22 protein-coding genes are annotated in these 26,394 nt (G+C 71.1%); 8 read left to right on the top strand and 14 right to left on the bottom strand.

Annotated elements, in window-relative coordinates:
- Positions 1-876 precede the first annotated feature (876 nt).
- The gene (locus IF64_RS0113990; RefSeq protein ID WP_145600284.1) at positions 877-2,184 is read left to right on the top strand and encodes a wax ester/triacylglycerol synthase domain-containing protein; all 1,308 of its coding nucleotides are present in this window, start codon (positions 877-879) and stop codon (positions 2,182-2,184) included.
- Positions 2,185-2,405: 221 nt separating this feature from the next.
- Here the strand turns inward: IF64_RS0113990 and IF64_RS0113985 are convergent, their stop codons facing one another.
- Positions 2,406-3,746, bottom strand: a complete 1,341-nt coding sequence (locus IF64_RS0113985) for a dicarboxylate/amino acid:cation symporter (RefSeq protein ID WP_030532540.1) — start codon at positions 3,744-3,746, stop codon at positions 2,406-2,408.
- 109 nt (positions 3,747-3,855) lie between these two features.
- A complete protein-coding gene (locus tag IF64_RS0113980) occupies positions 3,856-5,532 on the bottom strand; it encodes a PucR family transcriptional regulator (protein ID WP_036876590.1) in 1,677 nt (558 codons plus the stop codon).
- Between the two features lie 163 nt (positions 5,533-5,695).
- Here IF64_RS0113980 and pruA point away from each other — a divergent pair, with 163 nt between their 5' ends.
- From pruA to IF64_RS0113965, 3 genes are all read left to right on the top strand, one after another.
- On the top strand, positions 5,696-7,333 hold the full coding sequence (gene pruA / locus IF64_RS0113975; protein ID WP_030532538.1) for an L-glutamate gamma-semialdehyde dehydrogenase: 1,638 nt from the start codon (positions 5,696-5,698) through the stop codon (positions 7,331-7,333).
- Positions 7,333-8,292, top strand: coding sequence for a proline dehydrogenase family protein (locus IF64_RS0113970; protein WP_030532537.1), 960 nt, complete (start codon positions 7,333-7,335; stop codon positions 8,290-8,292). The genes pruA and IF64_RS0113970 overlap by 1 nt, the downstream gene beginning before the upstream one ends.
- 150 nt (positions 8,293-8,442) lie before the next feature.
- Positions 8,443-9,414 (top strand): NADPH:quinone oxidoreductase family protein, encoded by a 972-nt coding sequence (locus IF64_RS0113965; RefSeq protein ID WP_030532536.1) that lies wholly within the window; start codon positions 8,443-8,445, stop codon positions 9,412-9,414.
- Here IF64_RS0113965 and IF64_RS0113960 read toward each other — a convergent pair.
- From IF64_RS0113960 to IF64_RS0113920, 9 genes are all read right to left on the bottom strand, one after another.
- Entirely contained in the window at positions 9,327-10,499 is a 1,173-nt protein-coding gene (locus IF64_RS0113960) for an MSMEG_0565 family glycosyltransferase (RefSeq protein WP_048807761.1), read from the bottom strand. The two genes, IF64_RS0113965 and IF64_RS0113960, sit on opposite strands and share 88 nt — an antisense overlap.
- On the bottom strand, positions 10,496-11,335 hold the full coding sequence (locus IF64_RS0113955) for a carbon-nitrogen hydrolase family protein (protein ID WP_030532534.1): 840 nt from the start codon (positions 11,333-11,335) through the stop codon (positions 10,496-10,498). Before IF64_RS0113955 ends, IF64_RS0113960 begins: the two co-directional genes overlap by 4 nt.
- Positions 11,336-11,342: 7 nt before the next feature.
- A complete protein-coding gene (locus IF64_RS0113950; protein ID WP_048807760.1) occupies positions 11,343-12,236 on the bottom strand; it encodes a carbon-nitrogen hydrolase family protein in 894 nt (297 codons plus the stop codon).
- Positions 12,233-13,618 carry an MSMEG_0567/sll0787 family protein gene (locus IF64_RS0113945; protein ID WP_030532532.1) on the bottom strand — a complete coding sequence of 462 codons (1,386 nt, stop codon included), beginning with the start codon at positions 13,616-13,618 and terminating at the stop codon, positions 12,233-12,235. The genes IF64_RS0113950 and IF64_RS0113945 overlap by 4 nt, the downstream gene beginning before the upstream one ends.
- 1 nt (position 13,619) lies before the next feature.
- Entirely contained in the window at positions 13,620-14,705 is a 1,086-nt protein-coding gene (locus IF64_RS0113940; protein ID WP_030532531.1) for an MSMEG_0568 family radical SAM protein, read from the bottom strand.
- A gap of 44 nt (positions 14,706-14,749) precedes the next feature.
- Positions 14,750-15,262: an MSMEG_0572/Sll0783 family nitrogen starvation response protein gene (locus IF64_RS0113935; RefSeq protein WP_030532530.1), complete on the bottom strand. Its 513-nt coding sequence runs from the start codon at positions 15,260-15,262 to the stop codon at positions 14,750-14,752.
- A gap of 89 nt (positions 15,263-15,351) precedes the next feature.
- On the bottom strand, positions 15,352-16,179 hold the full coding sequence (locus tag IF64_RS0113930) for an amidohydrolase family protein (protein ID WP_030532529.1): 828 nt from the start codon (positions 16,177-16,179) through the stop codon (positions 15,352-15,354).
- A gap of 57 nt (positions 16,180-16,236) precedes the next feature.
- Positions 16,237-17,595 (bottom strand): MSMEG_0569 family flavin-dependent oxidoreductase, encoded by a 1,359-nt coding sequence (locus tag IF64_RS0113925; protein ID WP_036876588.1) that lies wholly within the window; start codon positions 17,593-17,595, stop codon positions 16,237-16,239.
- The gene (locus tag IF64_RS0113920; protein ID WP_030532527.1) at positions 17,592-17,873 is read right to left on the bottom strand and encodes an MSMEG_0570 family nitrogen starvation response protein; all 282 of its coding nucleotides are present in this window, start codon (positions 17,871-17,873) and stop codon (positions 17,592-17,594) included. The genes IF64_RS0113925 and IF64_RS0113920 overlap by 4 nt, the downstream gene beginning before the upstream one ends.
- Positions 17,874-18,113: 240 nt before the next feature.
- On the opposite strand from IF64_RS0113920, the gene IF64_RS26110 reads away from it, so the two are divergent.
- The 4 genes from IF64_RS26110 (at position 18,114) to IF64_RS0113900 (ending at position 22,960) form a co-directional block, all read left to right on the top strand.
- Entirely contained in the window at positions 18,114-19,631 is a 1,518-nt protein-coding gene (locus tag IF64_RS26110) for a methyltransferase domain-containing protein (protein ID WP_051757842.1), read from the top strand.
- Between the two features lie 254 nt (positions 19,632-19,885).
- Positions 19,886-21,127 carry a sensor histidine kinase gene (locus IF64_RS26105; RefSeq protein WP_051757841.1) on the top strand — a complete coding sequence of 414 codons (1,242 nt, stop codon included), beginning with the start codon at positions 19,886-19,888 and terminating at the stop codon, positions 21,125-21,127.
- Positions 21,120-22,328, top strand: coding sequence for a hypothetical protein (locus tag IF64_RS26100; RefSeq protein WP_051757840.1), 1,209 nt, complete (start codon positions 21,120-21,122; stop codon positions 22,326-22,328). The genes IF64_RS26105 and IF64_RS26100 overlap by 8 nt, the downstream gene beginning before the upstream one ends.
- Positions 22,307-22,960, top strand: coding sequence for a DNA-binding response regulator (locus IF64_RS0113900; protein WP_030532524.1), 654 nt, complete (start codon positions 22,307-22,309; stop codon positions 22,958-22,960). The genes IF64_RS26100 and IF64_RS0113900 overlap by 22 nt, the downstream gene beginning before the upstream one ends.
- Before the next feature lie 53 nt (positions 22,961-23,013).
- On the opposite strand, the gene IF64_RS0113895 is transcribed toward IF64_RS0113900, so the two are convergent.
- The 3 genes from IF64_RS0113895 to IF64_RS0113885 form a co-directional block, all read right to left on the bottom strand.
- Positions 23,014-24,861: an AfsR/SARP family transcriptional regulator gene (locus IF64_RS0113895; protein WP_145600282.1), complete on the bottom strand. Its 1,848-nt coding sequence runs from the start codon at positions 24,859-24,861 to the stop codon at positions 23,014-23,016.
- A gap of 113 nt (positions 24,862-24,974) precedes the next feature.
- Positions 24,975-25,607 (bottom strand): YbaB/EbfC family nucleoid-associated protein, encoded by a 633-nt coding sequence (locus tag IF64_RS0113890; protein ID WP_084705852.1) that lies wholly within the window; start codon positions 25,605-25,607, stop codon positions 24,975-24,977.
- A 75-nt stretch (positions 25,608-25,682) separates the two neighbouring features.
- On the bottom strand, positions 25,683-26,390 hold the full coding sequence (locus IF64_RS0113885) for a hypothetical protein (protein ID WP_145600280.1): 708 nt from the start codon (positions 26,388-26,390) through the stop codon (positions 25,683-25,685).
- Between the last annotated feature and the right edge of the window lie 4 nt (positions 26,391-26,394).

Raw genomic sequence — 26,394 nt, 5'->3', positions numbered from 1 at the left:
GACCCATCGGATGGAGCCGGTGAGAACTTTCTGTACGGTTTCAAGCCGCCCTGCCGGGCGGTCGCGCGGGCCGGACAGGCGCGCGGCTCATCCCGCCGCTGACGCTCTGGTCTGGCCGCGCCAACGCCGCCGGCCACGCGCGGAACACGGCAGGACGGCACAACCATGCACAAAGCACCCACAGCACGCCGCTTCCGGTGAAGCCTCCATCCCCGCGATGGCCGGATCGTCAAAGCCGGGCCGAGCACTGTCAACCCCGCTTCGCGCCGATCCCGGTCAGTACTCACCCTGCATACACGGCGTCGCGTCACGTGAGTGGTCACCGGTCCGGGATCGGTTCCAGGGTTGACAGCGCCCAACCCGGCTGTGGGCGGCTGAGGATCGCGGGGATGGAGGCGCGTGGTCGGCGTCCCGGCGCCGGCGGGCAGGGGCTGCCCTTTTACTGCCGTCAATCGCTCGGAACTGGCCACAAACGATCACCAACGAACGTCATTTGCATCCGCACAAAACCGAGGTGGGCGTGGACGTTCGGTACCAACCGGAGATACCCACAGAAGTTGATCTCTCATCAGCGGGTTCGGGGTTCGAGTCCCTGACGGCGCACTCCCACTCCTCGAGGAAAGCCCCAGACGATGCTCTGGGGCTTTTTCCGCGTCGGGGACCTGCCGCCCACTCGGCCGCTCGGCAAGGCCCCTCGTGGCGGTGGCCCGCTGCACCCCCGGTACTCGGCGGCACAGCGCGCTCGCCCCGGTCTCCCCTTGAGGTCCAGACCTTTACCCCGCGCCGCGGCCTTCCACATCGGACTTGTCGGCGGGGAACTCCGTTTGCCCGCCACGGATCGGGGCTGTTACAACCTGCGCGAGAGGGGTGAGCACGGTGCGCGCAGTGTTCCGGCCGACGATGAACCCGGCCGAGATGTCCTACCTCGCGGTCGATCGCCGGCACGAGGTCAACGTGTCCATGGTCTTCCTGCTGCACCTCGACCACACACCCTCCACCGACGACGTGCGCGCGGCGCTGGCGCGGCTCGCCGAAACCGTGCCACGGTTCCGCCAGCGCATCGTCCACGCCTCGCCGTGGCGCATCAACTGGTCGGCGGCCACCCCCACCCCGGTCGAACGGCACCTCACCGAACTCCCCGGAGACTCCGCCGATCTGCACACCGTCCTCGGCCGCCTCACCACGCTGCTGCAACGGCCGTTCGACCCGGCACGTCCCCCATGGCAGGCCTACCACGTCCGGCACACGGCGGGCGGGCGCAGTCTGCTCGTGCTGCGACTTCACCACAGTATGGGCGACGGCGAGACCTACGTCGCCGCACTCCAGCAGGCCTTCGCCGACACCGGACCAGGCCTCGTCGCCGTCGAACACCCGCGCTCCCCGAGCGATCTCCTTTCCAGGGTGCGCGGCACCCTCGGCGCGGCCGGACGCACCCTCGCCGCGTTGTGCACCGCCACCGGACGCTCGGCACTGCGGGCCGAGGTCGACATCTGGACCACGCCGCCTCCGCCGGGCAGGGTGGGCCGCTCCCGCCGCGGCCAGCGCATCGCCGTCTGGACGGCACCCCTGCAAGACTGGCGAGACGCCGCGCACGCCCTGGGCGGGCGACACAACAGCCTCTTCCTCCTGATCGCCGCACACGCCGAGGCCGACTACCACGGCTGGCCGGACACGGACTCCGTCACGATCATGCCCGTCAGCACCCGCAGCAGCGATCCGCACGCGGTGCAGGACGGTGCGATCAGCCTGGCCACCGGCGTCCTCGTGCTCGACCGCGACGCCGTCCGATCCGGCCACCTCGCCCCCGTCGAGCACGCAGCGCAGGAAGCCCGGCGACGCGCGACCACCGGCGGCACCCACCCGCCCGTTGCCGATGATCTGATGCGCCTGCTGCCCGAAAGTCTGCGCGCGGCACTGCACGTCCGCCTGTTCGCCCGGTCCGATGTGGTCGCCAGCAACGTGGGGCGCGGTCAACGGATGCGGGTGGGCGGAGCCGAGGTGACGACCTGCGCGGTGGTCTCCCCCGCCGTGGCGTGTCCGGTCGCCTTCACCACGTTCACCTACGACGACGAGGTGAGCCTCGTCGCCTCGATCGACCCCGGCATGGTGGCCCGGCCGGACGATGTCGAGGCCGCGATCACCGCGGCACTGCGTCGATTCGTCCCCGGCACCGCACGCCGGTGAGCCGGCGGGACAAGCGACACCGGGACAGCAGTCAGCCGAACAACAGACACCGGGACAGCAGACACAGGAACAACAGTCACCGGCCCAGCAGTCACCGGCCCAGCGCGCTCCCGCGACACCCGCGACCGGTACCGAGAAGAACGGCGCCGGGACGGGCGGCGAACCCGTCCCGGCGCCGAAGGGCCGGAGGAAGGCCGGACGTCCACGTCCGGCCACACCGGTCAGGCGGCGGCACCCGCCTTGGCGCCGGTGTCGGTCAGCAGCGGCGGCGCACTCGGCGTGTTCAGCACCTCGTCGTCGAGCAGGCCCTCGGTGCGCGCGACGACCGTCGGCACCGCGATCTGGCCCGCGACGTTCGTGGCCGTCCGCATCATGTCCATGATCGGGTTGACCGAGTAGATCAACGCGATACCCGTCGCGACCTGGGCCGGGTCGAGGCCGATCACCGTGCTGGTCAGCGTGAGCGCCGTGAGCCAGCCCGTGGTGCCCGCCGTGGCCAGCGCCCCGAACACCGCCACGACGACGATGCCGACGTACTGCCCGAAGCTCAGCGACACCCCGGAGATGTTGGCGATGAAGATGGCGCCGATCGCGGGGAACACCGCGGCGCAACCGTCCATTTTGGTCGCGCTCGCCAGCGGTGTCGCGAACGCCGCGTAGCCGGGGTCCACACCGAGGTTGACCGTCGTCTGCCGGGTGAGCGGCAGCGTCGCACCGGAGCTCTGCGACACGAACGCGAACTGGATCGCCGTCCACGCCTTACCGAAGAACCGTCCCGGCGAGACCCGGGCGACCACCTGCAACAGCACCGGGTAGACCACCAGCAACACCAGCAGCGAACCGACGTACACCGCCACCGTGATCGACAGCAACGGGCGGAACAGGGAATCGCCGTAGTTGGCGACGGCCCCGCCGATCAGGCCGAGGATGCCGATGGGCGCGAGCCGCACGATCCAGCCCAGGTAACGCTGGATGATCTCGAACACGCTCGAGACGACGTCGACGAAGGGCTTGGCGCGGTCGCCGAGGCTGTAGGCGGCGGCACCGATCACGAGCGCGAGGAACAGCACCTGGAGCGTCTGGCCCTCGGCGAACGCCGCGACGAAGTTGTCGGGCACGATGCCCTCGATGAACGCGGTCCACGAACCCCATTCGCCGACGCTGCCCGCGGCCTTCTCCGTGTTCTCCGCGGTGGCCCGTGCGCCTTCGAGTCCCCCGCTTCCGGGGTTGAACAGCAGGCCGATGCCGATACCGATGAGCACGGCGATCAGCGACGTGGTGGCGAACCAGCCGACCGTCTTGCCGCCGAGCCGGGCAGCGGTACGTCCCCCGCCGAGACCGCGCAGGCTGTTGATGCCCACGATGATCGCGGTGAACACCAGCGGCACCACCGCGATCTGCAGCAGCGTGGTGAACACCGATCCGATCTGGTCCAGCAGCTCGGTCAGCCACGTCGTCTCGGTGACTCTGGCGACGGCGCCGAGCAGGGCGCCCACCAGCAGTGAGCCGATCACGGCGGAGGCGAACACCGCTGGTTTGGTGTAGGTGCGCATGAAGGACACGAGGCCGCTCCGAGGACGGGGGTTTTTCCGACAGATCCACGATTCCTAACGCATGCGAACGCACCATACTTCCGTTTCCCGGATCGTGGGACGCGTACGTCACAGTCCGTCAGCGGCGGGACGAGCGTGGGGACGTCTCCTCCAGCCGCTCCCTGATGGCGAGCTGGATCTCCAGCAGCAGCCGGTCGGCGGAATCGCTCAGATCGAGCCCGGTGACGGACTCGGCACGGCGCAGTCGGTACCGCAGCGTGTTGGGGTGCACCCGCAGTCGTCCCGCCGCCGCGCGGACGTCGCCGTGAGCGGCCAGGTAGGCCGCGGTGCTGCGGCGCAGCTCACCGCCGTGCCCGCGGTCGTACTCGGCGAGCGCGTCGACCCGCGGGTCCTGCAGTTCGGGGCGCGCCGCGATCAGATCGAGGATCTCACCCAGCAGCACCGCGGTGCGGGACTCGGCCAGGGTCGTCACGCGACCCTCGGGACCGGTCGCGGCGGTGCCGTCCAGCACGCGGTCGACCTCGGCGCGGGCCGCGGCCACGTCGCCGAGTTCGGCCACGCCGGTGGCGATGGCCGCACGCAGCACGACACCGCGCGTCTCCTCGAGCGCGCCGACCAGCTGGCGGGTCCACGCCGCGACCGCCTGCTCGGAGGCGTAGCCGGGCAGCAGCACGTAGGCGCGCTCGCCCGGCATCGTCGTCACCGAGTCGCGGCGGAAGGCGCTCGCGTGCAGGCGCAGGACACTGCCGACACGGCCGGTCACGTCGGATCCGGACGGCCCCGAGGTCGCGAAGCCGAGCACGGCGACGGGCCCGGACTGCGGCAGGTTGAGCGCACCGGCCAGGGACGGCACGTCGACCCCCTCCCCGCGGAGGCCGAACAGCCGCTGGATGAGCAGCTCCTCGGTCGACGGGGCGTTGCGACTGCGGACGATGATCCGGGCGGCGATCGCCGCCGCACCGCGCAGCACGTCCGCCGCGTCGGGGGCGAAGGGCCCTTCGCCCTGCTGCAGCCAGATCGACCCGAGCATTCGGGGCGCGTCCTCGACCGGTTCGTGGATGCCGACGACCAGGCGCCGTTTGGTGGCCAGTTCGGCGTGCGCGGGCACGTCGACGACCTCGTCGCTCGTGCGCAGCCGGTCGTAGACACCCCAGCGGTGCAGCACCCGCAGGTAGTCGCGCGGTCCTTCGCGTCCAAGGATCGACAGGGTGCGCAGTTCGTCCGCGGTTTCGTCGGACGGCGAATGCGCCAGCACCCGCGACGCCTCGTCCTCGATCGAGACCATCCCGCCGGCGTTGCGCGCCACCGTCCTGGCGAGGTCGAACAGGTCGGTGTCGGCGGCCAGCAGGTCGGGCGCGTCCGGGGCCCCCGCGCGGCGACTGCGGTCGAGCAGCCGCTGCACCTGGGGGAACACGTGGTCCCACCGCGCCCGCGGATGGACCTCGACGAGCGCGATGCCTGCCTCGGACGCGGCGGAGCGGACCGACGGCGCGGACGTCTTCGACAGCACCACGCGAGGCCGGCGCGTCCGGTCGCGGCCGGCGAGCGCGACCAGCCAGGCCCGCGCCTCGTCGTCGCGCACGCCGACGTGCAGCACGACGTCCGGCACATGGCCGCCGCTCGCCCCGGTCCGGTCGGGCGAGTCCGTGGCGTCGGCGGCGAGCTCGGCGCCGTCGACGAGCGCGACCGACGCCACCACGGTGTCCGCGTACTGTTCGTCGGCCGGGCGGGCGATCGCGGTGTCCAGCGCGTCGGTGAGCTCGCGCACCGTGATCGCCCGTCCCGACTCGGCCATCCCGTCGCTCCTCCCACCCCGTGCAGCACGTCCAACTCGTCCTTGTCCGATCGGACAATGATCAGCCGATTTCTTCGTCCGATTCTCTCACGGCCGACAGGCCCCGGCGCTGCTTCACTGCCCTCGCGGCGAAGTGCGCACGCATCATGACGAAGGAGGGTCCATGGACGGCATCACGAACGTTCCGCAGCCGGCGAACGAGCCGGTCAACTCGTACGCGCCCGGCACGCCCGAACGCGCCCGACTGCAGGCGAAGCTGGCCGAACTGGAGGCCCACCCCACCGAGATCCATCACGTGATCGGCGGGGAGCACCGGCGCAGCGCCACGACCGTCACCGACGTCGTCCAGCCGCACAAGCACGCCTCCGTACTGGGCACGTTCACCCACGCCACCCCGCAGGACGTGCGGGACGCGGTCGAGGCCGCGAACGAGGCCGCACCGGCCTGGCGGGCGATGTCGTTCGACGAGCGCGCCGCCGTCTTCCTGCGCGCGGCCGATCTGCTTTCGGGACCGTGGCGCGAGACCATCGCGGCGGCCACGATGCTCGGCCAGTCCAAGACCGCCTACCAGGCCGAGATCGACGCACCGTGCGAGTTGATCGACTTCTGGCGGTTCAACGTGCACTTCGCGCGGCAGCTGATGACCGACCAGCCACTGTCCGTTCCCGGAGTGTGGAACCGCGTCGAGTACCGGCCCCTGGAGGGCTTCGTCTACGCGGTCACGCCGTTCAACTTCACGGCCATCGCGGGCAACCTGCCGACCGCGCCCGCGCTGATGGGCAACACGGTCGTGTGGAAGCCGTCGGACACTCAGGCCGTGGCCGCCTACCTGACGATGCAGCTGCTCGAGGCCGCCGGCCTGCCCCCGGGCGTGATCAACCTGGTCACCGGCCCCGGCCCCGAGATCTCCGACGTCGTGCTCCCCGACCCCCGCCTGGCCGGTATCCACTTCACCGGCTCCACCGAGACGTTCCAGACCCTGTGGCGCGAAGTGGGCACCAACATCGCGAACTATCACTCCTACCCGCGGCTCGTCGGCGAGACCGGCGGCAAGGACTTCGTGGTGGCGCACAGCTCGGCCGACCCCGAGGTGCTGACGACGGCGCTGATCCGCGGTGCGTTCGACTACCAGGGGCAGAAGTGCTCGGCCGCCTCGCGCGCGTTCATCCCCTCGTCGGTGTGGGCGAAGATGGGCGAGGACCTCATCGCGAAGACCAACGCGTTGTCCTACGGCGACGTCTCCGACCTGTCGCACTACGGCGGCGCCGTCATCGACAAGCGCTCGTTCGACCGCAACAAGGCGGCGCTGGACCGCGCCAAGTCGACGCCCAGCCTGACCGTGGTGGCGGGCGGCGGCGCCGACGACAGCGTCGGGTACTTCGTCGAGCCGACGATCCTGCTGGGTGACGATCCGACCGACGAGGCCTTCACCAAGGAGTACTTCGGGCCCATCCTGGCTGTGCACGTCTACGACGACTCGCAGCCGGGCGCCTTCGATGAGATTCTGCGGGTGGTGGACTCCGGCTCGGCCTACGCCCTCACCGGCGCGGTGATCGCCGACGACCGCGAGGCCGTCGCGACGGCCACCGAGGCACTGCGGTTCGCCGCAGGCAACTTCTACATCAACGACAAGCCGACCGGTTCGATCGTCGGTCAGCAGCCGTTCGGCGGCGCCCGCGCCTCCGGCACGAACGACAAGGCCGGGTCGCCGCAGAACCTGCTCCGGTGGGCCTCGGCACGCTCGATCAAGGAGACGTTCGTGGCGCCGACGGACCACCACTACCCGCACCAGGGAGTGTGATGGCGATGCAGTCTCCGCTGCGTTCGGCACTGCTGGCCGCGGCCCGTTCGCCACGGCTCGAGAAGGCGGCCTCCGGCACGCGGCTCACCCGCGGCGTGGTCGACCGGTTCGTCGCCGGGGAGACCGAGGAGCAGGCCGTCGCCACCGCACGGGACATCCTCGGCTCCGGGCGCTACGTCACGATCGACCACCTCGGCGAGGACACCACCGACGCGGCGCAGGCGAACGCGACCGTCTCGGCGTACCTGTCGCTGTTGTCGGCGTTGGCCCCGCTGGCCGGCGAGTCGGCGGCCGGCGGTCCGCGGCCGGTGGAGGTGTCGTTGAAGCTGTCGGCGCTCGGGCAGCTGCTCGGCCCGGACGGTGATCGCATCGCGCTGGGCAACGCCCACAAGATCTGCGCCGCAGCCGAGGAGGCGGGCGTGTGGGTCACGGTGGACGCCGAGGACCACACGACGACCGATTCGACGCTGTCGATCGTGCGCGAGCTGCGCAGCGACTTCCCGAGCCTCGGCACGGTGCTGCAGGCGTATCTCAAACGCACCGAGGCCGACTGTGCCGACCTCGCCGGCCCGAGTTCGCGGACTCGCCTGTGCAAGGGCGCCTACGCCGAGCCGGCCACGGTGGCCCACCAGGGCAAGGCCGTCGACGACGCCTACGTCCGGTGTCTGGAGGTGCTGATGCGCGGCGAGGGCTACCCGATGGTGGCCACCCACGACCCGGCGATGATCGAGGCTGCTCTGCGACTCGCGGGCGAGGCGGGCCGCGGCCAGGACGAGTACGAGCTGCAGATGCTCTACGGCGTCCGCGACACCGAACAGCTCAGGCTGACCGGCGCCGGCAGACATCTGCGCGTGTACCTGCCGTACGGCACCCAGTGGTACGGCTACTTCATGCGCCGTCTCGCGGAGAAGCCGGCGAACCTGGCGCTGATGCTTCGTGCTCTGACGTCGAAGAAGTAGTCGTCGCCCTGCGGCCGGCCGGGACCACGGACCCGGCCGGCCGTTACCGGCGTCACAGCGCGGGCACCGGGTCGACGTGTGTCCCGGAGGTCGCGAGCGGCCATAGACTCGCCGCTGAGCGATGATCAACGGCGAAAGGCGCGCACGACGATGTACGCAGCGACGGTCACCCGCACCGACGGTCCGGCGGCTCTCGAGGTTCTCGAGCAGCCGGCCCCCACGCCCGGCGAGGGCCAGGTCCTCATCGACGTCAAGGCGGCCGGGGTGAACTTCCCCGACCTGCTCCTGACGAAGAACATGTACCAGTACAAGCCCGAACCGCCGTTCGTCCTGGGCGGTGAGCTGGCCGGCGTCGTGCGCGAGGCCCCCGCCGGCTCCGGCCTGTCCCCCGGCGACCGCGTCGCCGCGAGCACCACGACCGGGGCGTTCGCCGAACAGGCCGTCGCCGATGCCCCGACGGTGTTCCCCCTTCCCGACTCCATCGGGTTCGCCGAGGGCGCCTGCCTGCCGATGAACTACCTGACGATGACCTTCGCGCTGCTCAAGCGCGGCCAGTTGCAGAAGGGCGAGACCGTGCTCGTGCACGGCGCGGCGGGCGGGATCGGCACGGCGACGATCCAGCTCGCCGCCTCCATGGGTGCGCGCGTGATCTCCGTCGTGTCCACTGAGGACAAAGCACGGTTCGTCTCGTCCGTGGGTTCGCACGAGGTGGTCCTCGCCGACGGGTTCAAGGACTCGGTCGCCGAGCTCACCGAAGGCAAGGGTGTGGACATGGTGGTCGACCCGGTGGGCGGTGACCGGTTCACCGACTCGCTGCGGAGCCTGGCGCCGCTGGGCAGGCTGCTCGTCATCGGCTTCACCGCGGGCGACATCCCGACGGTGAAGGTGAATCGCCTGCTGCTCAACAACATCGACGTGCGCGGTGTCGCGTGGGGCGCCTACGTGATGGCGGACCGGAGCAGGCTGCGCACCGAATGGGACGTGCTGACCCCGTACCTCGACTCCGGTGTCGTGGACCCGCCGATCGCGGCCACCTACCCGCTGTCGCGCGCGGGCGAGGCGGTCGCACAGCTGGAGGACCGCGCGGTGCTCGGCAAGGTCGTCGTCGACCCGACGGCCTGACCGCCAACGCCCGCCAGCCGGCGGTACAGCTCGAGGTGACCGCGCGCCGCGTTCGCCCAGCTGTACCGCCGCGCCAGGGCAAGCCCCGCCTGACGGCGCGCGCCGGGGTTGCGCACGGCGTCGGCGAGCGCGTCGGCGAATCCCCACGGCTCGCTGGCAAGCCGCACCGCCCGACCGAAGACCTCGCGCAGCACTGGAAGATCCCGTGTCACGACGGGAACTCCGGCAGCAAGGGCCTCCATCGCCGCGAGACCGAAACCCTCCTTTGTGGACGGGAAGCCGAACGCACTCGCCGCGGCGACGATCAGCGGCAGATCGTCGTTCTCCACGGCGCCGAGCACGATCGGATCCACACCGAGTTCCTCGGCCCGCGCGTCGAAGCGCGCCCGGTAGTCCCGGTAGTCGAACAGTGTCTCGCCGCCGACGATCACCAGGTTCAGCTCCGGATCACGGCTGCGCAGCAGCGCGTACGCCTCCAGCAGATCCAGCGTCCCCTTGCGGGGCTCGATCCCCCCGACCGAGACGACGTACCGTCCGAGCTTCTCCCTCCATCGCCGCTTACCGTCCGCATCGGACGAAGCATGGACGAAGCGCTCCGACTCGACACCGTTGGGGATGACCTCCGCCTCGATGCCCCACCCCTCGGCCAGTTCCCCCGCGATCGCGTCCGACACGCACACGTGCGCGTACGGCCGCGTGATCGCACGTTCGTGGCACGCGGCGAGCTCCGGCGTCGAGAAGTGGTCGATGTGGTGCACGGTGCGCAGGCACTCGTCGACGGCGTTGGCGCTGATGCAGTCCTGTGCGTGCACGATGTCGTAGTCACCTGGCCGGAACGCCGCGCGCATCGTGTCGATCGAGCGCAGGATCCGCGGACCGACGCCCTCGGCGTCCCGGCCCTCGAACGGCACGACCCGCACCGCGACGCGGTCGTCGACCGGCCGGAAGAACCCACTGTCGCCGCCCCGGCCTAGTGTCCACACCGTGACGTCGGCGCCCTCGGCGGCCATCGCCTCCGCAAGTGCCAGCGTGTGGACGACCCCGCCACGCGGCTTCGTCGAATAGCTCAGCAGTGCGATCCTCACGCCGTCCCTCCCATCCGATAGGCCTCCGGTTTCCGCTCGCCGAGGTGATGCAGTACCCGCCGCGCGGTGGCAAGTTCCGCGCCGACGTCGACCTCCGCCACTGCGATACCCGCCTTGCTCCACGTGCGCGCGAGGATATCCCCGCCGGGGCCGACAACCTTGGCCTGCCCGAGGAAGCGCATCCCGCCCATCGCGCCGGTCTGGTTGGACGACGCGAGCACCACCTGGTTCTCGGCGGCGCGCGCCTGGTCGTAGAGGTCGAACAGCCGCGCCTGGCGGTCCTGCGACATCCGCGGCGCCCGGTTGGTGATGCTCGTCGGCCACGCCGACAGACACGCGATCACCTCGGCGCCGTCGAGCGCGAGACTGCGCGCGGACTCCGGGAACGTCTTGTCGTAGTCGATCAGCATGCCGATGCGCCCCAACGGCGTGTCGAACGCCGCGAAGGTCTCGCCCGCGGCGTACACGGAACGTTCGCCCGGCGGCTGGTGCACCTTGCGGTGCCGGCCGAGCACTCCGTCGCCGGTCACCGCGACCGCCGCGTTGTAGCGTGTGTCGCCGTCGGCCTCGCAGAAACCCACGCACACCACCATGTCTCCCGCCAGCTCGGCGACCTTGGTCAGCCGTGCGTCGTCGGAGGGCAGAGCCGGCGGCAGGCTGTCCGGGTCCGGGTCGCGCAGGTCCGCGAGGTACCCGCCGAGCGCGGCGTCCGGCAGTACGAGCAGCTGCGCGCCGGACGACCGCGCATGCTCGATGAGCGTGGCGATGCGGTCGAGGTCGAAGTCGAGGTCGCGACCGAAGTGCGCCGCGACCGCGGCGATACGCGTCAGGGCCATGCGAGAATCATTCCGTAGCGCTCCGCGCCAGCTCACCGACGTCCGACGCCGTGTCCAGTGCCGCGTCGATGCCTGAGCCTATCGCGGTGTACGTCGCGGGCCTGCGGTCGCGCAGGTGCCCCATCGACCGGCGCGCGGTCGTCAGAGCCTCGGTGACGTCGATGTCGGCAACAGCCAGCCCCTCGGCGACGCCGGTGCACGCCACGACGTCGCCGCCCGGGTCGACGATCTTCGCGCTCGCCACGAACCGCAGGTCGCCGAACTCGCCCGACTGGTTGGCCGAGAGCCACACGATCTGGTTCTCGAGCGCCCGGGCGCGGTCGAACAGGTCGAACCGGCGTTTCCAGCGGTCCCGTGCGAGTTCCGCCGTCGCGCCCGTCCTGCTGCCCGGCCACGCGGACATGCACACGACGACCTCCGCGCCGTCCAGCGCGAGCTCGCGCGCGGACTCCGGGAACGCCTTGTCGTAGCAGATCATCATGCCGAGCCGCCCGACCGGAGTGTCGAACGCCGTGAACCGCTCGCCCGCGCGGTACGTCGCGTCCTCGGACAACGGCTGGTGCACCTTCCGGTGCAGGCCCAGCACGCCGTCGCCGGTCACGCACACGGCGCTGTTGTAGAGCGCGCCGTCGGCGCGCTCGCAGAACCCGGCCGTCACGACCAGGTCGCCCGCGAGCGCGGCAAGCCTCTTGATCTCCGGTCCGTCGGCCTCCAGCGGCGGCGGGCCGTCGGCGTCGCCGTCGAGGTTGGCCAGGTACCCACCGAGACACGCCTCCGGCAACGCGAGCAGCTGCACGCCGTCCGCACGCGCACGGTCGATCAACGCCGCGATACGCGCGAAGTCCTGCTCCAGGTCGCGGTCGAACGGCGCCGACACCGCCGCCATCCTTACTGCTGTCATGCCGCTTCTCCCAGCCCCGTCACGGCGGCGTCGACCACCGGGATCTCCTCTCCGTCCGGCCAGCGCAGCCGTATCCCGCCACCGCTCGTCAACGTGCCGCACTCGGCCGAGACCGCCGGCCCTGCGGGCGGCTGCTGCGGTCCGGCGGTGAGCATCGCGAAGCCGGGGAAACACGTCAGCCAGTCGCCGACCGTCGCACCCGCGGGCCGGGGCACCGCGCCGACGTCCAGTACCGCACCGCAGCCGCTCGCCTCGGCGAGCATCCCGAGCGTTCCGGCGATGCCCGCCATCGAGACGTCCTTGGCCGCATCCGGCCGCGCCGCGGCGATCGACGTCTGCATCACGCGCAGGTCCTCCGCCGAGCGCTGTGACGTCGAATCCCATTGCGCGCCCGTGTATCCCGGCCGCCACGAGCCTTCGACGTCGGCGGTGAGCCGCACCGGCATGCCCGCCCTGCCACCCCCGCCGGGCACCGGGTCCGGCGTCGTGCCCAACGCCGTCACGGACAACGACGCGGGCACGCCGAACTGCGTGTGCCCGCCGAGCACCGGCACGCCCCACGCCTCGCTCGCCCTGCGCAGGCCCGAGAGCACGCGCGCGGCGAACGACGCGTCCCGCGCGCCGAGCGCGTCGAGCAGGCCCGCCGGCCGCGCGCCCATCGCCGTGAGGTCGTTGACGTTCACCAACACCGAGCACCAGCCCGCCCATTCGGGGTCGCGTTCGACCATGGACGGCAGGATCGCGTCGCAGGCCGCGACGACGTCCCCGCCGGGCACCGGAACGCCGTCGTCACCGACGAACCCCGGCACGCCGGTCATTCCGCTCAACAGCGGGCCGAGTGCGTTCTTCGTCGCCGCGGCCTGCGCGGCGATGCGGCGCATCGGCCTGCGCATCAGGACGTGCGGCGCGCCTCCTACGTCCGTCCGCCGCACGATCTGCCAGCCGAGTCGCGTGAACATCCGCTCGTTGGCCGCCTGCACGGTGGCCTCGAAGCGCAGCACGCCCGCGTTCTCGGCGTACGCCTGGGCCGCCCGCACGAGCGCCGCACCGACACCCGCCGCCGACCGCCGGTACTCCGGGGCGACGGCGAGCCGGCCGCCGTACCACCAGCCGAGGTCGTCGGCGGTGGCCGGGAACAGCCGCACCCCGCCGATCACCGTGCCGTCGCGTCCGCGGGCGACGAGCACGACCGTCCGCGGGTCCTCGTCGTGGGCGTCGAGGTCGCGGCCGGTGAACAGGCCCTGCTCGTCGACGAACACCGCCCGCCGCACGACGTGGTAACCGGCGAGCGTTGCGGTGTCGCCTGCAGGCTCGATGCGGAACTCGGGCTGCCGCGCGAGGCTCACACGGTCGCCGAGCAACGCCAGGACGTCGGGGTACATGTCAGCCTCCCGCCGCGCTGAGCGCACCGCACGCCCCGCACGCCGCGCAACCGGCCTGCTGGTCGACGCCGGTCATGCCCGCCGCGCGCAGCAGCGCGGCCACGCGCTCGGTCACGTCACGCACGAGGGACGCGGGCGGCGCCTGCGCCCCGTCGGCGCGGGCCAGGGTTCCCGCCATCGGCCGCATCGGCACGACGAACGGGTAGACACCGTGGTCGATCACCTCGCCCGCACCGGCGACGAGCTCGTCCGGGTTCTCGCCCAGGCCGACGAGGAGGTATGTCGACACGCGGTTCCTGCCGAACACCCGCACCGACTCGTCCCACGCCGCCCAGTACTCCGACAGCGGGACGGTCGACTTGCCCGGCATCCAGCGTGCGCGCACGGCGTCGTCGAGGGATTCGACATGGATGCCGATCGACGTCGCACCGGCGTCCCGCAGCTCACGCAGGATCCCCAGGTCGCCGGGCGGTTCGATCTGCACCTGGATCGGCAGGCCCGGCACGGCCTCCAGCACCGCGCGCACACAGCGCACGAGATGCCGCGCGCCGCGGTCGGGTCCGGCCGTGGTGCCGGTGGTGAGCACCATCTGGCGGACACCGTCGAGCCGCACCGCGGCCTCGGCGACCTCGGCCAACTGCGCAGGAGTCTTCGCCGCGACCGTCGACCCCGCCCGCAACGACTCCTCGATGGAACAGAACCGGCAGCGCTGGTCCTCGACGTAGCGGATGCACGTCTGCACGACGGTGGACGCCAGGACATCCTTTCCGTGCAACAGCGCGATCTTCTCGTACGGAACACCGTCCGCCGTGGACAGTTCGTAGAACCTCGGCCTGGCGACGGGTTCCACCGACAGGCCGAGGTCCAACGTTCCTTCGAAGACGCGGCCGTCGCGCAGCGTGTACGGACTGTCGGGGTTCAGCGGCAGCGTCGCGTTGGCACCGTCTACGACGAGATGCCCGTCGTCGCTCGGCCCCGCACCCTTGCTGCGCCGGACCGGAGTCTCCGCCCTGATTCCCTGGACCGCGAGATCGATCCGCGTGGCGACGTTGTTCGCCACTACCGCTTCCTCAGCACCAGTTGTCATCGCGTACCTCCGAACGCCCGATATCCGTGCACGAATTCACACCCTCAGACCATGTACGTCGAATTGATGATCGCGCCCTTACGCGCGTAGTGGATCAGCGCATCCTGGACGTCCAGCGGGTGCGTCGGAATGACGCCCTCGATCAGGTCCTCCTCCCGCAGTCCGTGCAGCGAGAGACCGAAGCGGCAGCAGTACACCTTGCCACCCTCGGCAATGAACGTCTTGAGCTGTTCGTTGATGTTGTGCTCACCGGGGAACGCGGAGTTACCGGTCGTCGGGAATCCGCGCGTGGCCATGCAGTTCATCGAACCAGGGCCGTAGAAATAGATCGCGGCCTCGAATCCCTTTCGCAGCGCGCGCGTGGCCTGCAGGATCGCGACGAAGCTCACCGACGACTCGTGGGCGATGCCGTGCACCAGCGTGAAGTACGACTGGCCGGGCTCCGCCTGGTAGTCGGGGAACACCTTGGTGCCGCCGTAGATGTTCGACCCCTCGGGAAGCGAGGGGTGCGGGATCTCGTTCAGGCTCTGCTGCTCGGTCTCGGTCAATTCGGGCACGGGTATCTCCTTCGTGGATTTCGGCGCTGACGGCCTGACCTGCGGCCGGAAATCGTTTCCGGCCACCTGACAACTACGGGATCTGCCTACTACCCGTAGAGCTTTTCGAAATTCTCACGGAACGCGAGTCTGGCGAGTTCGCCGTCACCGGCAGCACCGCGCAGGGCTGCCATTTCCGTGTCATGATCTCCCCACGGCTCGTCGCTCGCGAACAACACACGGTCGGCTCCAATCCCGCGGCGTGAGATCTCCTCGGCGAGCCACCGGGGCGCGAATCCGATCGCCCACGACAGGTCGGTGTACACCTGCTTCCCGTTCTCGATCCAGTCGAAGAAACGGGATCCGATCAGTTTGATGTGCCCGCTCATTCCTCCACCGAAATGGACGAGATGGATCTTCACGCGGTGGCCGTAGTCGTCGACGAGCGTGCCGACCTGGTCGATGTCGGATGCCGCACCCGGCGAGGTGTGCACGTGGATGACGAGGTCACGCTTCGCTGCCTCGGCAACGATGTCCTCCAGCATCGGGCGGCACTCAGGGTCTGTCGGACTGCCGCCGAGCAGGAAACTCAGCTTCAGCGCGCGGACCCCGGGTTCGCCGGCCAGCGCCAACGCCGCCCGCGTGCGCTCGGCGTCCCGCGGCAGCGGCGACACCCACAGTGCGGCGCGCACACGGTCGTCCAGCTGGGCTGCCTCGACGCACATCTCGTTGAAGGAGAAGGACAACGACGAGTCGGGCACGCCGTAGTTCGGGATCACCAGCGCACGTTCCGTGCCCTTTGCGTCGAGGTCGGCGATCAGCTCGGCGATCGTCGCGCGGGCCTTCGTGTCCGGGTTGACCGGCGGCCCGCCGTAGAACGGGAACGCCGGGAGCACGCCGAGATGCCGGTGTGCATCACAGGTGTCGAATCGGGTCATGTCTCGCTCCTCTGGCGGCTGGGATTCTCCGGCGGCTGGGCTTCAAGCAGCTGGGCTTCAAGCGACAGTCCGCGGGGGTACCCAGTCGACGTCGACGGGACAGGTGTCGCCGGCGATTCCCGCGATCCACGGAACGTCCAATGACGACAGCTGACGCGGGACCGACTGCAACTGACCGGGGCCCTGCGTCTCGGCGATCCGCTCCGCCAGGTACTCGGCGTCCCGCGCCACGCCGCCGAAGCGGCCCGAACCCCATGTGTACTGCCAGGGCAACCCGAGGAAGTACAGGCCTTCGCAGCTGGTCACGCCACGCTCGTGCGTCGGGTAGCCGCGGCCGTCGAACACCGGTACCTCGATCCACCGGTGATCCATCCCGAACCCGGTGCTCCACACGACCGACGTGATCCCGGAGCCTTCGATGTCCAATTCGGCCGGATCAGAGGCCGGCTCCCACACCGGGACGTAGCGCTCCTCCATGGGCGCGTCGATACCGGCGGAGCTGAGGTAGGCGTCGATGGAGTCCTTGATGCCCTCGGACACGGCGTCGGCTGCGTCGAGGTTCTTCGTGAGATCCGGACGGAACCGCAGAACACCGGAGTCCACATCGGACAACCGGCCGTACAGGCGCATGCCGTCCCGCGCGAACGCACGCAGGTCGATGTCGCGGCCACCGCCGCGGCCCGTGACGTAGTGGTTGGCGCGGAACCGCACGGCGTCGGCGTCGGAGAACTCGTCGATCCCTCGGTCGTAGTACCCCATGTCGTGGAGCCAGTCGACGACATCCCGGCCCCGGTAACGGCGGGCGACACGGGGTGCACTGCCGACCGACAGGTGCACCGTCCGACCGGCCAGGTGCAGGTCCTCGGCTATCTGGCACCCGGACTGTCCCGACCCGACGACCAGCACCTCACCCGGCGGAAGTTGCCGCGCGTTGCGGTAGCCGGAGGAATGCAGCTGCGTGATTGACGCTGGCAGCCGCTCGGCGAGCCGCGGGATCAACGGGACCTGGTATGGCCCGGTGGCGACCACAACCTGATCCGCCGTCACGGTTCCGTCCGATGTGGCCAGTGTGAACCCGGTGGCGTTCCTGCGCAGGCGCGTCACCTCGACGCCTTCGACGAGCGGGCAGTCGAACGATCGGGCATAGTCCTCGACGTAGGCGACGACCTCGTCGCGCAGCATGAAGCCCTCGGGGTCGTCGCCGGAGTACGGGAAACCGGGCAGCGCGCACTGCCAGTTCGGCGTGACGAGGCAGAACGAGTCCCAACGCCGACTTCGCCATTCGAATCCCGGGCTCTCCCGCTCCAGCACGACATGCTCTACTCCGTCCCGGGTCAGACAGTAGCTCATCGACAGCCCGGCTTGCCCTCCTCCGACGATCGCGACAGTCCGGTGCATTCCGTCCACGGGGGTCATCGATCGAACCTTTCGACGAGCACGGCGGCGTCTGCGGGCACTCCTGCTGCGAGATTGTCGAGCGCCGCAACCGTGGCTGCCGCCCTGGCGCACGGAAATCCGTACACCGCCGCGACCCGTTCCGACGCAACGGCCAGCGCCACCCTGCTCCGTTCCAGAAAATCGCTGAGCCGGTACTCGTTACCGGTCCGCAGGTACTCCTCGATCACGGTCGACGGGGAGTAGAACCGACGCGACACACCATCCGGCCATCGCACGTGGAAGTACACTTCGGGCACGAACACTCCTCTCACCGGGTGGTCCTCCAGCAGACGGGATAGGATCGGTCCACAGTCGCGCTGTGCGAGCGACATTGCTGCCATCACTCCGGGCACCTGCGTGGTCAGAGCGCCCGCGGTGCCGAATGTGACGAGAACCAGTAGAGCCGTCGTCGATTGCCGACCAATGTCACCCGGACTACGCGTGCGTTGCCGAGAACGCGCTTTGTTACGCGAGAACGTCCGATAGCCTCGCGGGTGATGAGCACGAGCGGCGCGAACACCCCCGACCCGGATCCGACGACGGCCGTGCGGCAGGCCTACCGGCTGATCCTCGGCAGAACCGCCGACGCCGAGGGCGAGGCCCACTACGTCGACAAACTCCGCACGGGCGAACTGACGACGCAGGACGTGTGCGCGGCGCTGGCCGGTTCCGACGAGTTCGCCGGCAGACTGGCCGCCCGCACCGGACGGGACGGCACAGGCGCGGCCGCCCGCAGCGCCAAGCCCGCCGATCCCGATGCCGATGCGGAGACCGATCCCGACGCCGATGCCGCTGCGGACACCGATGCCGAGCTCATCGACCCCGCACAGCTCATCGAGCGCACCTCCGTCGAGGAGCTCGCCGCCACGGCCGAGGCGTACTTCGCCTCCCTCGACGAGCCCGAGCTGCTGTTGACCAAGCCGTTCAAGGACGCGGGCGAGGCCGCCGAGCTGCTCGTCACGTTCGGACAGGCCCTGCGTGGACTGCAGCCGGCCGTCGGCATGACGGTGCTCGACTTCGGTGCGGGTACCTGCTGGACGAGCCGGTGGCTCACCCAGCTCGGCTGCCGCGTGATCGCCACCGACGTCTCCCCGTCCGCACTGGAGCTGGGCCGCGAGCTCTACGCACGGGCCCCCGTGCTCGGCAGTCGGCCCGAACCCGAGTTCCTCGTGTTCGACGGTCACCACATCGACCTGCCCGACGCCAGCGTCGATCGCGTCCTGTCCTACGACGCGCTGCACCACGTGCCCAATCCCGACGAGGTGATCGCCGAGTTCGCCCGCGTGCTGCGGCCGGGTGGCATCGCCGCCTTCTCCGAACCCGGCGAGACGCACTCGCGGCAACCGCAGTCGCAGTACGAGATGCGCCACTTCGGGGTGCTCGAGAACGACATCGTCATCGAGGAGGTGTGGCGCACCGCCCAGCGGTGCGGATTCGCCGAGCTACGGCTGTGCCTGCTCGATTCGGCACCGCAGTGGGTGGATCTGCCGACGTTCCGCGACGTGCTGGACGGCGTCGACGATCCTGCCGGCCCGACCGGATTCCCCGAACGGACCCGCGCGGCGATCGGCGACCGCCGCATGTTCACGCTCCGCCGCGCCGGATCGGAGCCCCCGGACAGCCGGATGGCCGACGGGCTCACCGCGGATCTGACGTTCGAGGAGCTGCGGATCGACCACCACGCGACGGGCACGACGATCCGCGGCACCTGCCGGGCGGCCAACACGGGCACCCGGACCTGGCTGCCCTCCGACGCCGAGTACGGACCGGTGCACCTCGGCGCGCGGATTCGCACCTCGGACGGCGCGGTCAGCGACCGGCTGGCCCACAGCGGCGGACGGATTCCCCTTCCCGGGCGGGGTGTCGCACCGGGCGAGGAAGTGACGATCCCCGTGCGGCTCGAGGTGCCGACGCAGGTCGACGACGTCGCGGCGATCGAGTTCGATCTCGTCAGCGAGCTGGTGTGCTGGTTCTCCGTCAACGGCTCCCACCCGGTGACCGTGCCGCTGACGTGAGCCTCGACCGTCACGAGTGGTCGCGAGCGAACGCCTGCACATCGAGCACCGGCTTCCGCACGGCGACAACGAATGTCGCCGGATACCACTCCGGTTTTCGCCCGTACCGACGAGTATTCGCCCGATACCGATCCGCTTATCCGAATAGGCGGTTTCTCGTCCGCATACACGTGCAACGGGCCGAACCACCCGGAGTAGTCTCCGCTCGCACGTTCAGGTGAGACTTCGACGCACAGACGAACAGGATCGGTCAGGTGGTCACAACCGACCCGGGCCTGCCAGGGCCCACGGAAACCAACCTGAACGCGGCCCTGCGGCGATACGCCGTCGGAGTGCGGGTGCTCGTGGTGCTGGCCGGTGTCGTGCTGGCCCTCCTCGGAGCCCCGCCCGACCCGCTGCCGACGGTGCTGGTCACGGTGGTCGCGTCGGGCTGGTGCGCGCTGTCGGCGTGGTGGATGTGGGGTGCGCGCACGTGTCCCCACCCCGCGCTGGTCACCGGCGCGGCGGTCGTGGTGCTGCTCGTCGTCGAACTCACGCAGCCGTGGACCGCCGTCGGCCCGTACAACGGCTGGGCGTTCTCCGTCGCCAGCATCACCTGCATCGGCATGCAGCTCGAACAGGCGACCAAGCCCCGGTTGGGCGTGCTCGTCGCCGTCGTGGCGGCCGTGTCGTACACCGTGGGCGCGGCCATGACCAGGCAGGCGTGGGACGCAGGCGTGTTCGGCGCGCGCCTGCTGCTCGAGACGTCGCTGGCGCGCGGCGGTTACGTGCTCCTGCGATCGCGGGCCCGCGCGGCCGACGAGACCAGGGCCCGCGCGTCCGCGCAGCGCCGAGCCACCGAGGTCGCCGCCGCACGCCGGGCTGCCGAACGCGAGTACCTCGCCACACTCCACGACACCGCGAGCTCGACGCTTCTGATGGTCTCGCTCGGCGCCGCCTCGGGCGGGCACCGTGCGTGGCTGCCCGACCGCGCGCGCCGCGACCTCGACGCCATCACCACGAGCCCGGCCCTTCCCGAGACCCTGCCCGGCACCGGTGGTTCCGGCTCCGGTGGTTCCGGCACGGGGACGGCCGCCGGTGCCGAACCGGCGACCGACACGGGAGCGGGCCTGGTCAACCTCGCCACGCTCCTCGACCAGGCCGCCGAACACCCGCTGGTCACGGTGAAACGAAACCTTCCGCAGGCGCTGCCGGTGCCCGCGCGGCCGGCGCTGGCGATCTCCCACGGTGTCCGCGAAGCGGTCGAGAACGTCGCCCGCCACGCCGGCGTCACCGAGGCCACGTTGACCGGCCACGTCGACGACACGCACCCCGCGCCGCGCATCGAGGTCACGCTCGCCGACGACGGCGCGGGATTCGACCCGGCCGCGGCGCGCGAGCACCGGCGCGGCGTCGCCGACTCGATCGTGGGCAGGATGGCCGCCGTCGGCGGGCACGCGGAGATCGACTCCGCACCCGGTGCGGGCACGACCGTGCGGTGGAGCTGGCATGGCTGAGCCCGCTACCGCGATCGCCACCACGCACGCCGCAGGCGGTGCGCCCACGCCCGCGCTGCCGGACGAACCGGACGCGGCCGCCACGGCCACCGCCGAGCACGTGCGCGACCGGCTGCTGCGCGGGGCCCAGTTGGCGGCGCTCATCGTCGCGGTGACGATCCAGCTCACGAACTGCCTGCCCCAGCTGATCACGAACCGGGACAGGTTCGGCCACTGGTGGATGGAGGTCGCCGGATTCCTCGCACTGGCCTCGGTCGCGGCGGTCATGGCGACGTCCCTGCTGCGCCACCGGGCGTGGTCGAACCGGCTCGCGCTCGTACTCGCGGGCGTGTGCATCGCCGCCTCGGTCGTGGCGTCGGTGCCGGTGCCGGCCCGGTTGCTGCTCGTGGCCGACGACTGGTCGTTCGGGATCGCGGGCTGGTACATCCTCGCGCTGCTGTTCCGCAATCGCTTGCCCGTCATCGGCGGCGTGCTCGCCCTGCACGCGGCGGCCACGGTCGCCGAGATCGCCGTGAAGGGCATGCCCGAGCGCTACATCGCCGCGCAGATGGGCATGGCGGCCGTCTCGGTGTTCGGATTCCAGATCGCCGTGGCCCTGTTGGCCGAACTGTTGCGGCGCACCGCGGGCGCCGCGGGCGAGGCCGCCGAACGGGAGGAACGATCCCGCACGGACGAGGAGATCGCCCAGCTCACCCACCGCGACCATCAGGAACGCTACGCGCGTCTGCTCGACACGACCGTGCCGCTGCTGACCGGTCTGGCCTACGGCACCCTCGACCCCGCCGACGACGCGGTGCGCCGGCGCAGCGCGATCGAGGCCGCGCGGATGCGGCAGCTGTTCGCCGAGACCGACGACGTGTCCGACCGGCTGCTGCACGAACTGCGCGCGGGCATCGACGTCGCCGAACGGCAGGGGGTGTCGGTGCAGCTCGCGGTCCGCGGCGAGGTACGCGACGTGCCCCATCCCGCGCGGCGCGAACTCGTCGATCTCGCCGCCACGGTGCTCGCGTCGGCCCGCACCACGGCACGTGCCACAGTGGTGCGCACCCGCGCCGCGGTCCGGGTGAGCGTCGTCGCCGACGCGCCACCCGAGGTCGCCGCGGCGATCGAACGCACGCACAGGACCTACACCGAGATCACCACGACCACGAAAAATCGGAAACTCTGGGCAGAGGCGGTATGGCTGACGAGATCACCGTGACGGTCGTGGACGACCATCCCGCAATCCTGGTCGGGATCGAACAGTGGTACGCCGAGGCGCCCGAGCCGGTGCGCGTCGTGGCGTGCGGCGCCACCCCGAAGACGGCGTGGCTGCCGCCCGGCGACTCGGCCGACGTCGTCGTGTTCGACCTCCAACTGGGCGGGCAGACCGCGCCGGCGTTCGGCGAACTGCGGCGGCTCGTCGACGCGGGCAGGAACGTCATCGTCTACACCATGCGCGACGACGAACAGACCGCGCTGACCTGCCTGGACCTGGGTGCGGTGACGTTCCTGACCAAGACCGAGGGCGCCGACCACCTGGTGTCGGCGACGATCGCGGCGGCCGAGCACCGCCCGTACACCCCGCCCGCGCTGGCCGGTGCCCTGTCGGCGAACACGAGTTCCGACCGGCCGAAGCTGTCGATCCGGGAGGAGGAGGTGCTCGTCGAGTGGTTCCAGTCCGAGTCTCGGGACCTCGTGGCCGAACGTCTGGGCATCTCCCCCAAGACCGTCACGACCTACCTGGATCGGGTGCGGCTCAAGTACGCCAACGTGGGACGTCCCGCCCGCAGCAAGGCCGCACTGGTCGCGCGTGCCATCCAGGACGGCTTGGTCAGCGTCGACGACCTGTAGGCCGTCCGGTGATCGTGCCACCCCCAGAAACACGATCACCGGACGAACCCGCTTCACCGACCGGCCGCGGCGAGCCGCTGCAGGTCGCCGAGCCGGTAGTGGTCCGGCGCGCACTCCGCGACGAGGTTGACCGACACGAGGCCGCGCATCGCCGCCCGCGCCCCTCCCCGATCACGGCCGGTGAGGCGAACGACGTCGTCGACGTCGAACTCCAGCTTCCCCCCGACGGCGAGGACCCGCAGCAGTTCGGCCTCCGCCGGGGTGAGGTGGGCGTGGGCCCGGGTCAGGACCGCCCGCATACCCGTGGCCTCGTCGCCGGTGTCGAGGTGTTCCAGTCGGGTGCGCTCGGCGCCGAGCATCCCGACGAGCCTGGCCACCCCGGCTCCGGGAACCCGGCACAGCTCCTCGGCCGCGATCCGCAACGCCAGCGGAAGTCCGTCGCACAGGTCAACGAGCTCGTACAACGCGGCGAGCTCGCCGGTGTCGACGGCCGCACCGGCCTCGCCCACGAGTGAGCGGAGCACCTCGGCGCCCTCGCGCGCGTTCAGCGGCGGAACCGTCATCCGCGCCGCGCCGTCCCCCACGACGAGTCCACGCAGCTGGTTCTGGCTCGTGACCACGGCGACGCCCGCCGCTCCCGGCAGCAGTGGGCGGACCTGAGCGGCGTCGCGGGCGTTGTCGAGGACGACGAGCGTCCGGTGGGCTGCCGTCCTTGCCCGCAGCAGCGCGCCGAGGGCGGCGCGGTCGCCGGTGGGCAGGTCGGCCGGCTCCGCTCCGGTCTGCACGAGCAGATCGGTCAGTGCCTCGGCCGCCGACAACGGCGGTTCGACGTGGAATCCGCGGAGGTCGACCCGCAGCAGTCCGCCGGGGAACTCCGTGCGCGCCTGCGCGGCCCAGTGGTCGACGAGTGCGGTCTTGCCCACCCCGGCGGGGCCGTCGACGACCACGAGCCGCCCGCGACCACTGCCGACGAGACCGTCGAGCACGTCCGTGTGCCGCTCACGACCAGGCAGTGCGCGAGCGGCGGAGCGCTCGCGCGGGCGGTCGGGTGCCGGCGTCCGGTCCAGGCCCGGTCCGGTTGGGCCTGCCGGCGCCGTGGCCTGCGACGCGGTGTGTCCGGGGTCGATTCGTGGTTCGGTCCGGGCACCCGCGCAGGCCCCGGCGCGGAGGTCCTCCTGCAGCAGCCGCTCGTGGACCGCGCGCAGGTTCGCCGACGGTTCGACCCCGAGCCGGTCGGCCAGCATCCTGCGCACCTGGTCGTACTTGAGCAGCGCGTCGGCGGTCCGGCCCGCCTCGTGCAGTGCGGTCAGCAGCCGCGCCCACAGGCACTCCCGGTACGGATGGGTCCGGACCAGCGGCCGGAGCCGCACGACGGCGCGCTCGGCGTCGCCGAGTTCGAGCAGCAGGTCGGCGATCCGCTCTGCGGTCTGGAGGTACTCCTCGTCGAGTACCTCGGCCTCCTGTTCCACCCAGGGCATCCGGTCGAGACCGTCGAGCGGACGGCCCCGCCACAACTCCAGCGCCCCCTGCAGCGCGCAGAGTTCGGCGGCGCCCTCCTTGTCGGCGGCATCGCGCCGGCGCTCGCGGAACCGGCCGAGATCCGTGCCGTCCTCGCCGACCACCAACCGGTAGCCCCCGGATGCCGCCTCGATCACCGGCTCCCCCGCGCAGGCCAGCGCCGAGCGCAGCCGCTTGATGTAGCCGCGCAGCGTGGTCCGTGCCGTGTCGGGCGGGTCCTCACCCCACACGCTGTCGATCAGGCCCTCCGTCGAGACGAACCGGCCCGCCCGCAGGGCGAGCGCCGCCAGGAGGAGCTGTTGCTTTCCGCGCGGAATGAGCACCGGGGTACCGGCTACGCGCACATCCAGTTCCCCGAGCATGTCGATCTCGATCGACGTCATCGTGTCCCCCACCTGAACGTGATGGCGACCCGCCGGCCGCCCGGTGCGTCTCGACGCTAGTCACACCGTCAGGAGGGGCTTGTCGGTAGAACAGCCCACAAATGTGGGTCAACTCAGCGACCGTGTCGCAGATATGACAACTGTGAGTAGTCCTCCGGTTCCGGTTCGAGTTGATGCCGGCCGCGGTGTCGCCCCGATGGCCCACGCTCGAACGGGCCGCGCTCCGGCCGTCCGTGGGGTTCGGGCGCCCTCCGCGCTCCCCTACCGGCCGGCTGCCCCCATGACCGGTCAGCCGGCTCGTCCCACGGCTGCCCGGACGGCGCACCGGGCGGCGGCCCCTGCGGCATCGGCGGCGGACCGGGGTCGGCGGGCCTGCGATCGCCGAACACGTGCGCATCGGCCTCGAGCACGCGGTCGAGCAACTCGCTGTCGCCGAAGCCCCGCCGGACGATCTCGGCCTGCGCACGCGCCGCGGCGTACCGGGCCTGGGCGATGGTGTGGGTGACCGATGCGGACAGGTCGCCGGGCGCAATGCGCTGCACCCCGTCGCCGAACGTGACCCGTTCGACCGAGCCGTCGGCACGCGCGACCACCGTGACGACCCCGTCCGGGGACGTCGCGGTGCCGGTGGCCTCGGCGAGTTCCTCGGTCACCCGCTGATACGCCTCGGCCGCCCTGGCGTTGTCGGCGGCCGCGGTGTCGATCGCCTCGATCCGCCGCATCAGCTGTTCACCGGGGTCGGTCATGCCACTCCAGTCCTCGTCCCAGTCCTCGTCCCAGTTCCCGCGGTCGTCCCAGTTTTCGCCGTGGTGCTTCGGGCTTCACTCACCTCGTCGATGCCTGCCCACGTAGCCGTGGTCGGGCCGCCACGCCCCTGGCGCTGCACCGTGCACCGGTGGCGGTCCTGGCCGGTGGTCCTGCCGGGGTGCCGGACGCGGCTGCGCCGTGTGCCCCGGCTGCGCTGTGTGCCCCGGTGGAGCGCTGGGACGCGGTGGAACTGCGTGCCCCGGTGGAGTCGGTGGGTTCGGAGACGGCGCCGGGTGCGGCGACGCGGGCGGCTCGGGCCGGATGCTGGCCAGAAAGGCCTGGAAATCGGCCAACAGATCCACGAGCTGGCTCGGCGTCGCGGTCAGCACGGCGGTGAGCACGGCCCGGCGCCGGCTGCCCGCGAGATCGGCCATGGCCAGGAAGCTCTGCACCTGAGCCAGGTCGGTGACCGTCGCGCCCGTCCGCACGCGAACCCCCAGCGCCTGGGTGAGGCTGCCCGCCGCCGCCACGCCGGTGCGCTCGCGCCTGCCGACCTTCACCGCGACGGCCTGCTCCGCGAGCCTGCTGGCCGACTCGTCGGCGAGCACGTCGAGATCGGCCCCGTCCTCCCGGGTGTCACCGGTCAACGAGATGTTGGCGGTGAACCCGTCACGGGAGCCGGGGTGCAGCGCGACGAACGCCGTGTCCGGGCTCCCGACCTCGGCGGGCGGCACCGAACGCCAGCCGTCGGGCAGCTCGAAGGCGATGGGCACGGGAAGCACGGAC

Source organism: Prauserella rugosa (assembly GCF_000719975.1).
Lineage (GTDB): Bacteria > Actinomycetota > Actinomycetes > Mycobacteriales > Pseudonocardiaceae > Prauserella > Prauserella rugosa.
This window is presented reverse-complemented; position numbering and strand designations above follow the sequence as displayed.

What these genes read in the sequence shown, in the direction of transcription:
- IF64_RS0113980 (WP_036876590.1), bottom strand. Translation starts at nt 5,532, where the DNA reads ATGGCCGAGTCGGGACGGGCGATCACGGTGCGCGAGCTCACCGACGCG.
- pruA (WP_030532538.1), top strand. Translation starts at nt 5,696, where the DNA reads ATGGACGGCATCACGAACGTTCCGCAGCCGGCGAACGAGCCGGTCAAC.
- IF64_RS0113970 (WP_030532537.1), top strand. Translation starts at nt 7,333, where the DNA reads ATGGCGATGCAGTCTCCGCTGCGTTCGGCACTGCTGGCCGCGGCCCGT.
- IF64_RS0113965 (WP_030532536.1), top strand. Translation starts at nt 8,443, where the DNA reads ATGTACGCAGCGACGGTCACCCGCACCGACGGTCCGGCGGCTCTCGAG.
- IF64_RS0113955 (WP_030532534.1), bottom strand. Translation starts at nt 11,335, where the DNA reads ATGGCCCTGACGCGTATCGCCGCGGTCGCGGCGCACTTCGGTCGCGAC.
- IF64_RS0113950 (WP_048807760.1), bottom strand. Translation starts at nt 12,236, where the DNA reads ATGACAGCAGTAAGGATGGCGGCGGTGTCGGCGCCGTTCGACCGCGAC.
- IF64_RS0113945 (WP_030532532.1), bottom strand. Translation starts at nt 13,618, where the DNA reads ATGTACCCCGACGTCCTGGCGTTGCTCGGCGACCGTGTGAGCCTCGCG.
- IF64_RS0113940 (WP_030532531.1), bottom strand. Translation starts at nt 14,705, where the DNA reads ATGACAACTGGTGCTGAGGAAGCGGTAGTGGCGAACAACGTCGCCACG.
- IF64_RS0113930 (WP_030532529.1), bottom strand. Translation starts at nt 16,179, where the DNA reads ATGACCCGATTCGACACCTGTGATGCACACCGGCATCTCGGCGTGCTC.
- IF64_RS0113925 (WP_036876588.1), bottom strand. Translation starts at nt 17,595, where the DNA reads ATGACCCCCGTGGACGGAATGCACCGGACTGTCGCGATCGTCGGAGGA.
- IF64_RS26110 (WP_051757842.1), top strand. Translation starts at nt 18,114, where the DNA reads ATGAGCACGAGCGGCGCGAACACCCCCGACCCGGATCCGACGACGGCC.
- IF64_RS26100 (WP_051757840.1), top strand. Translation starts at nt 21,120, where the DNA reads ATGGCTGAGCCCGCTACCGCGATCGCCACCACGCACGCCGCAGGCGGT.
- IF64_RS0113900 (WP_030532524.1), top strand. Translation starts at nt 22,307, where the DNA reads ATGGCTGACGAGATCACCGTGACGGTCGTGGACGACCATCCCGCAATC.
- IF64_RS0113895 (WP_145600282.1), bottom strand. Translation starts at nt 24,861, where the DNA reads ATGACGTCGATCGAGATCGACATGCTCGGGGAACTGGATGTGCGCGTA.
- IF64_RS0113890 (WP_084705852.1), bottom strand. Translation starts at nt 25,607, where the DNA reads ATGACCGACCCCGGTGAACAGCTGATGCGGCGGATCGAGGCGATCGAC.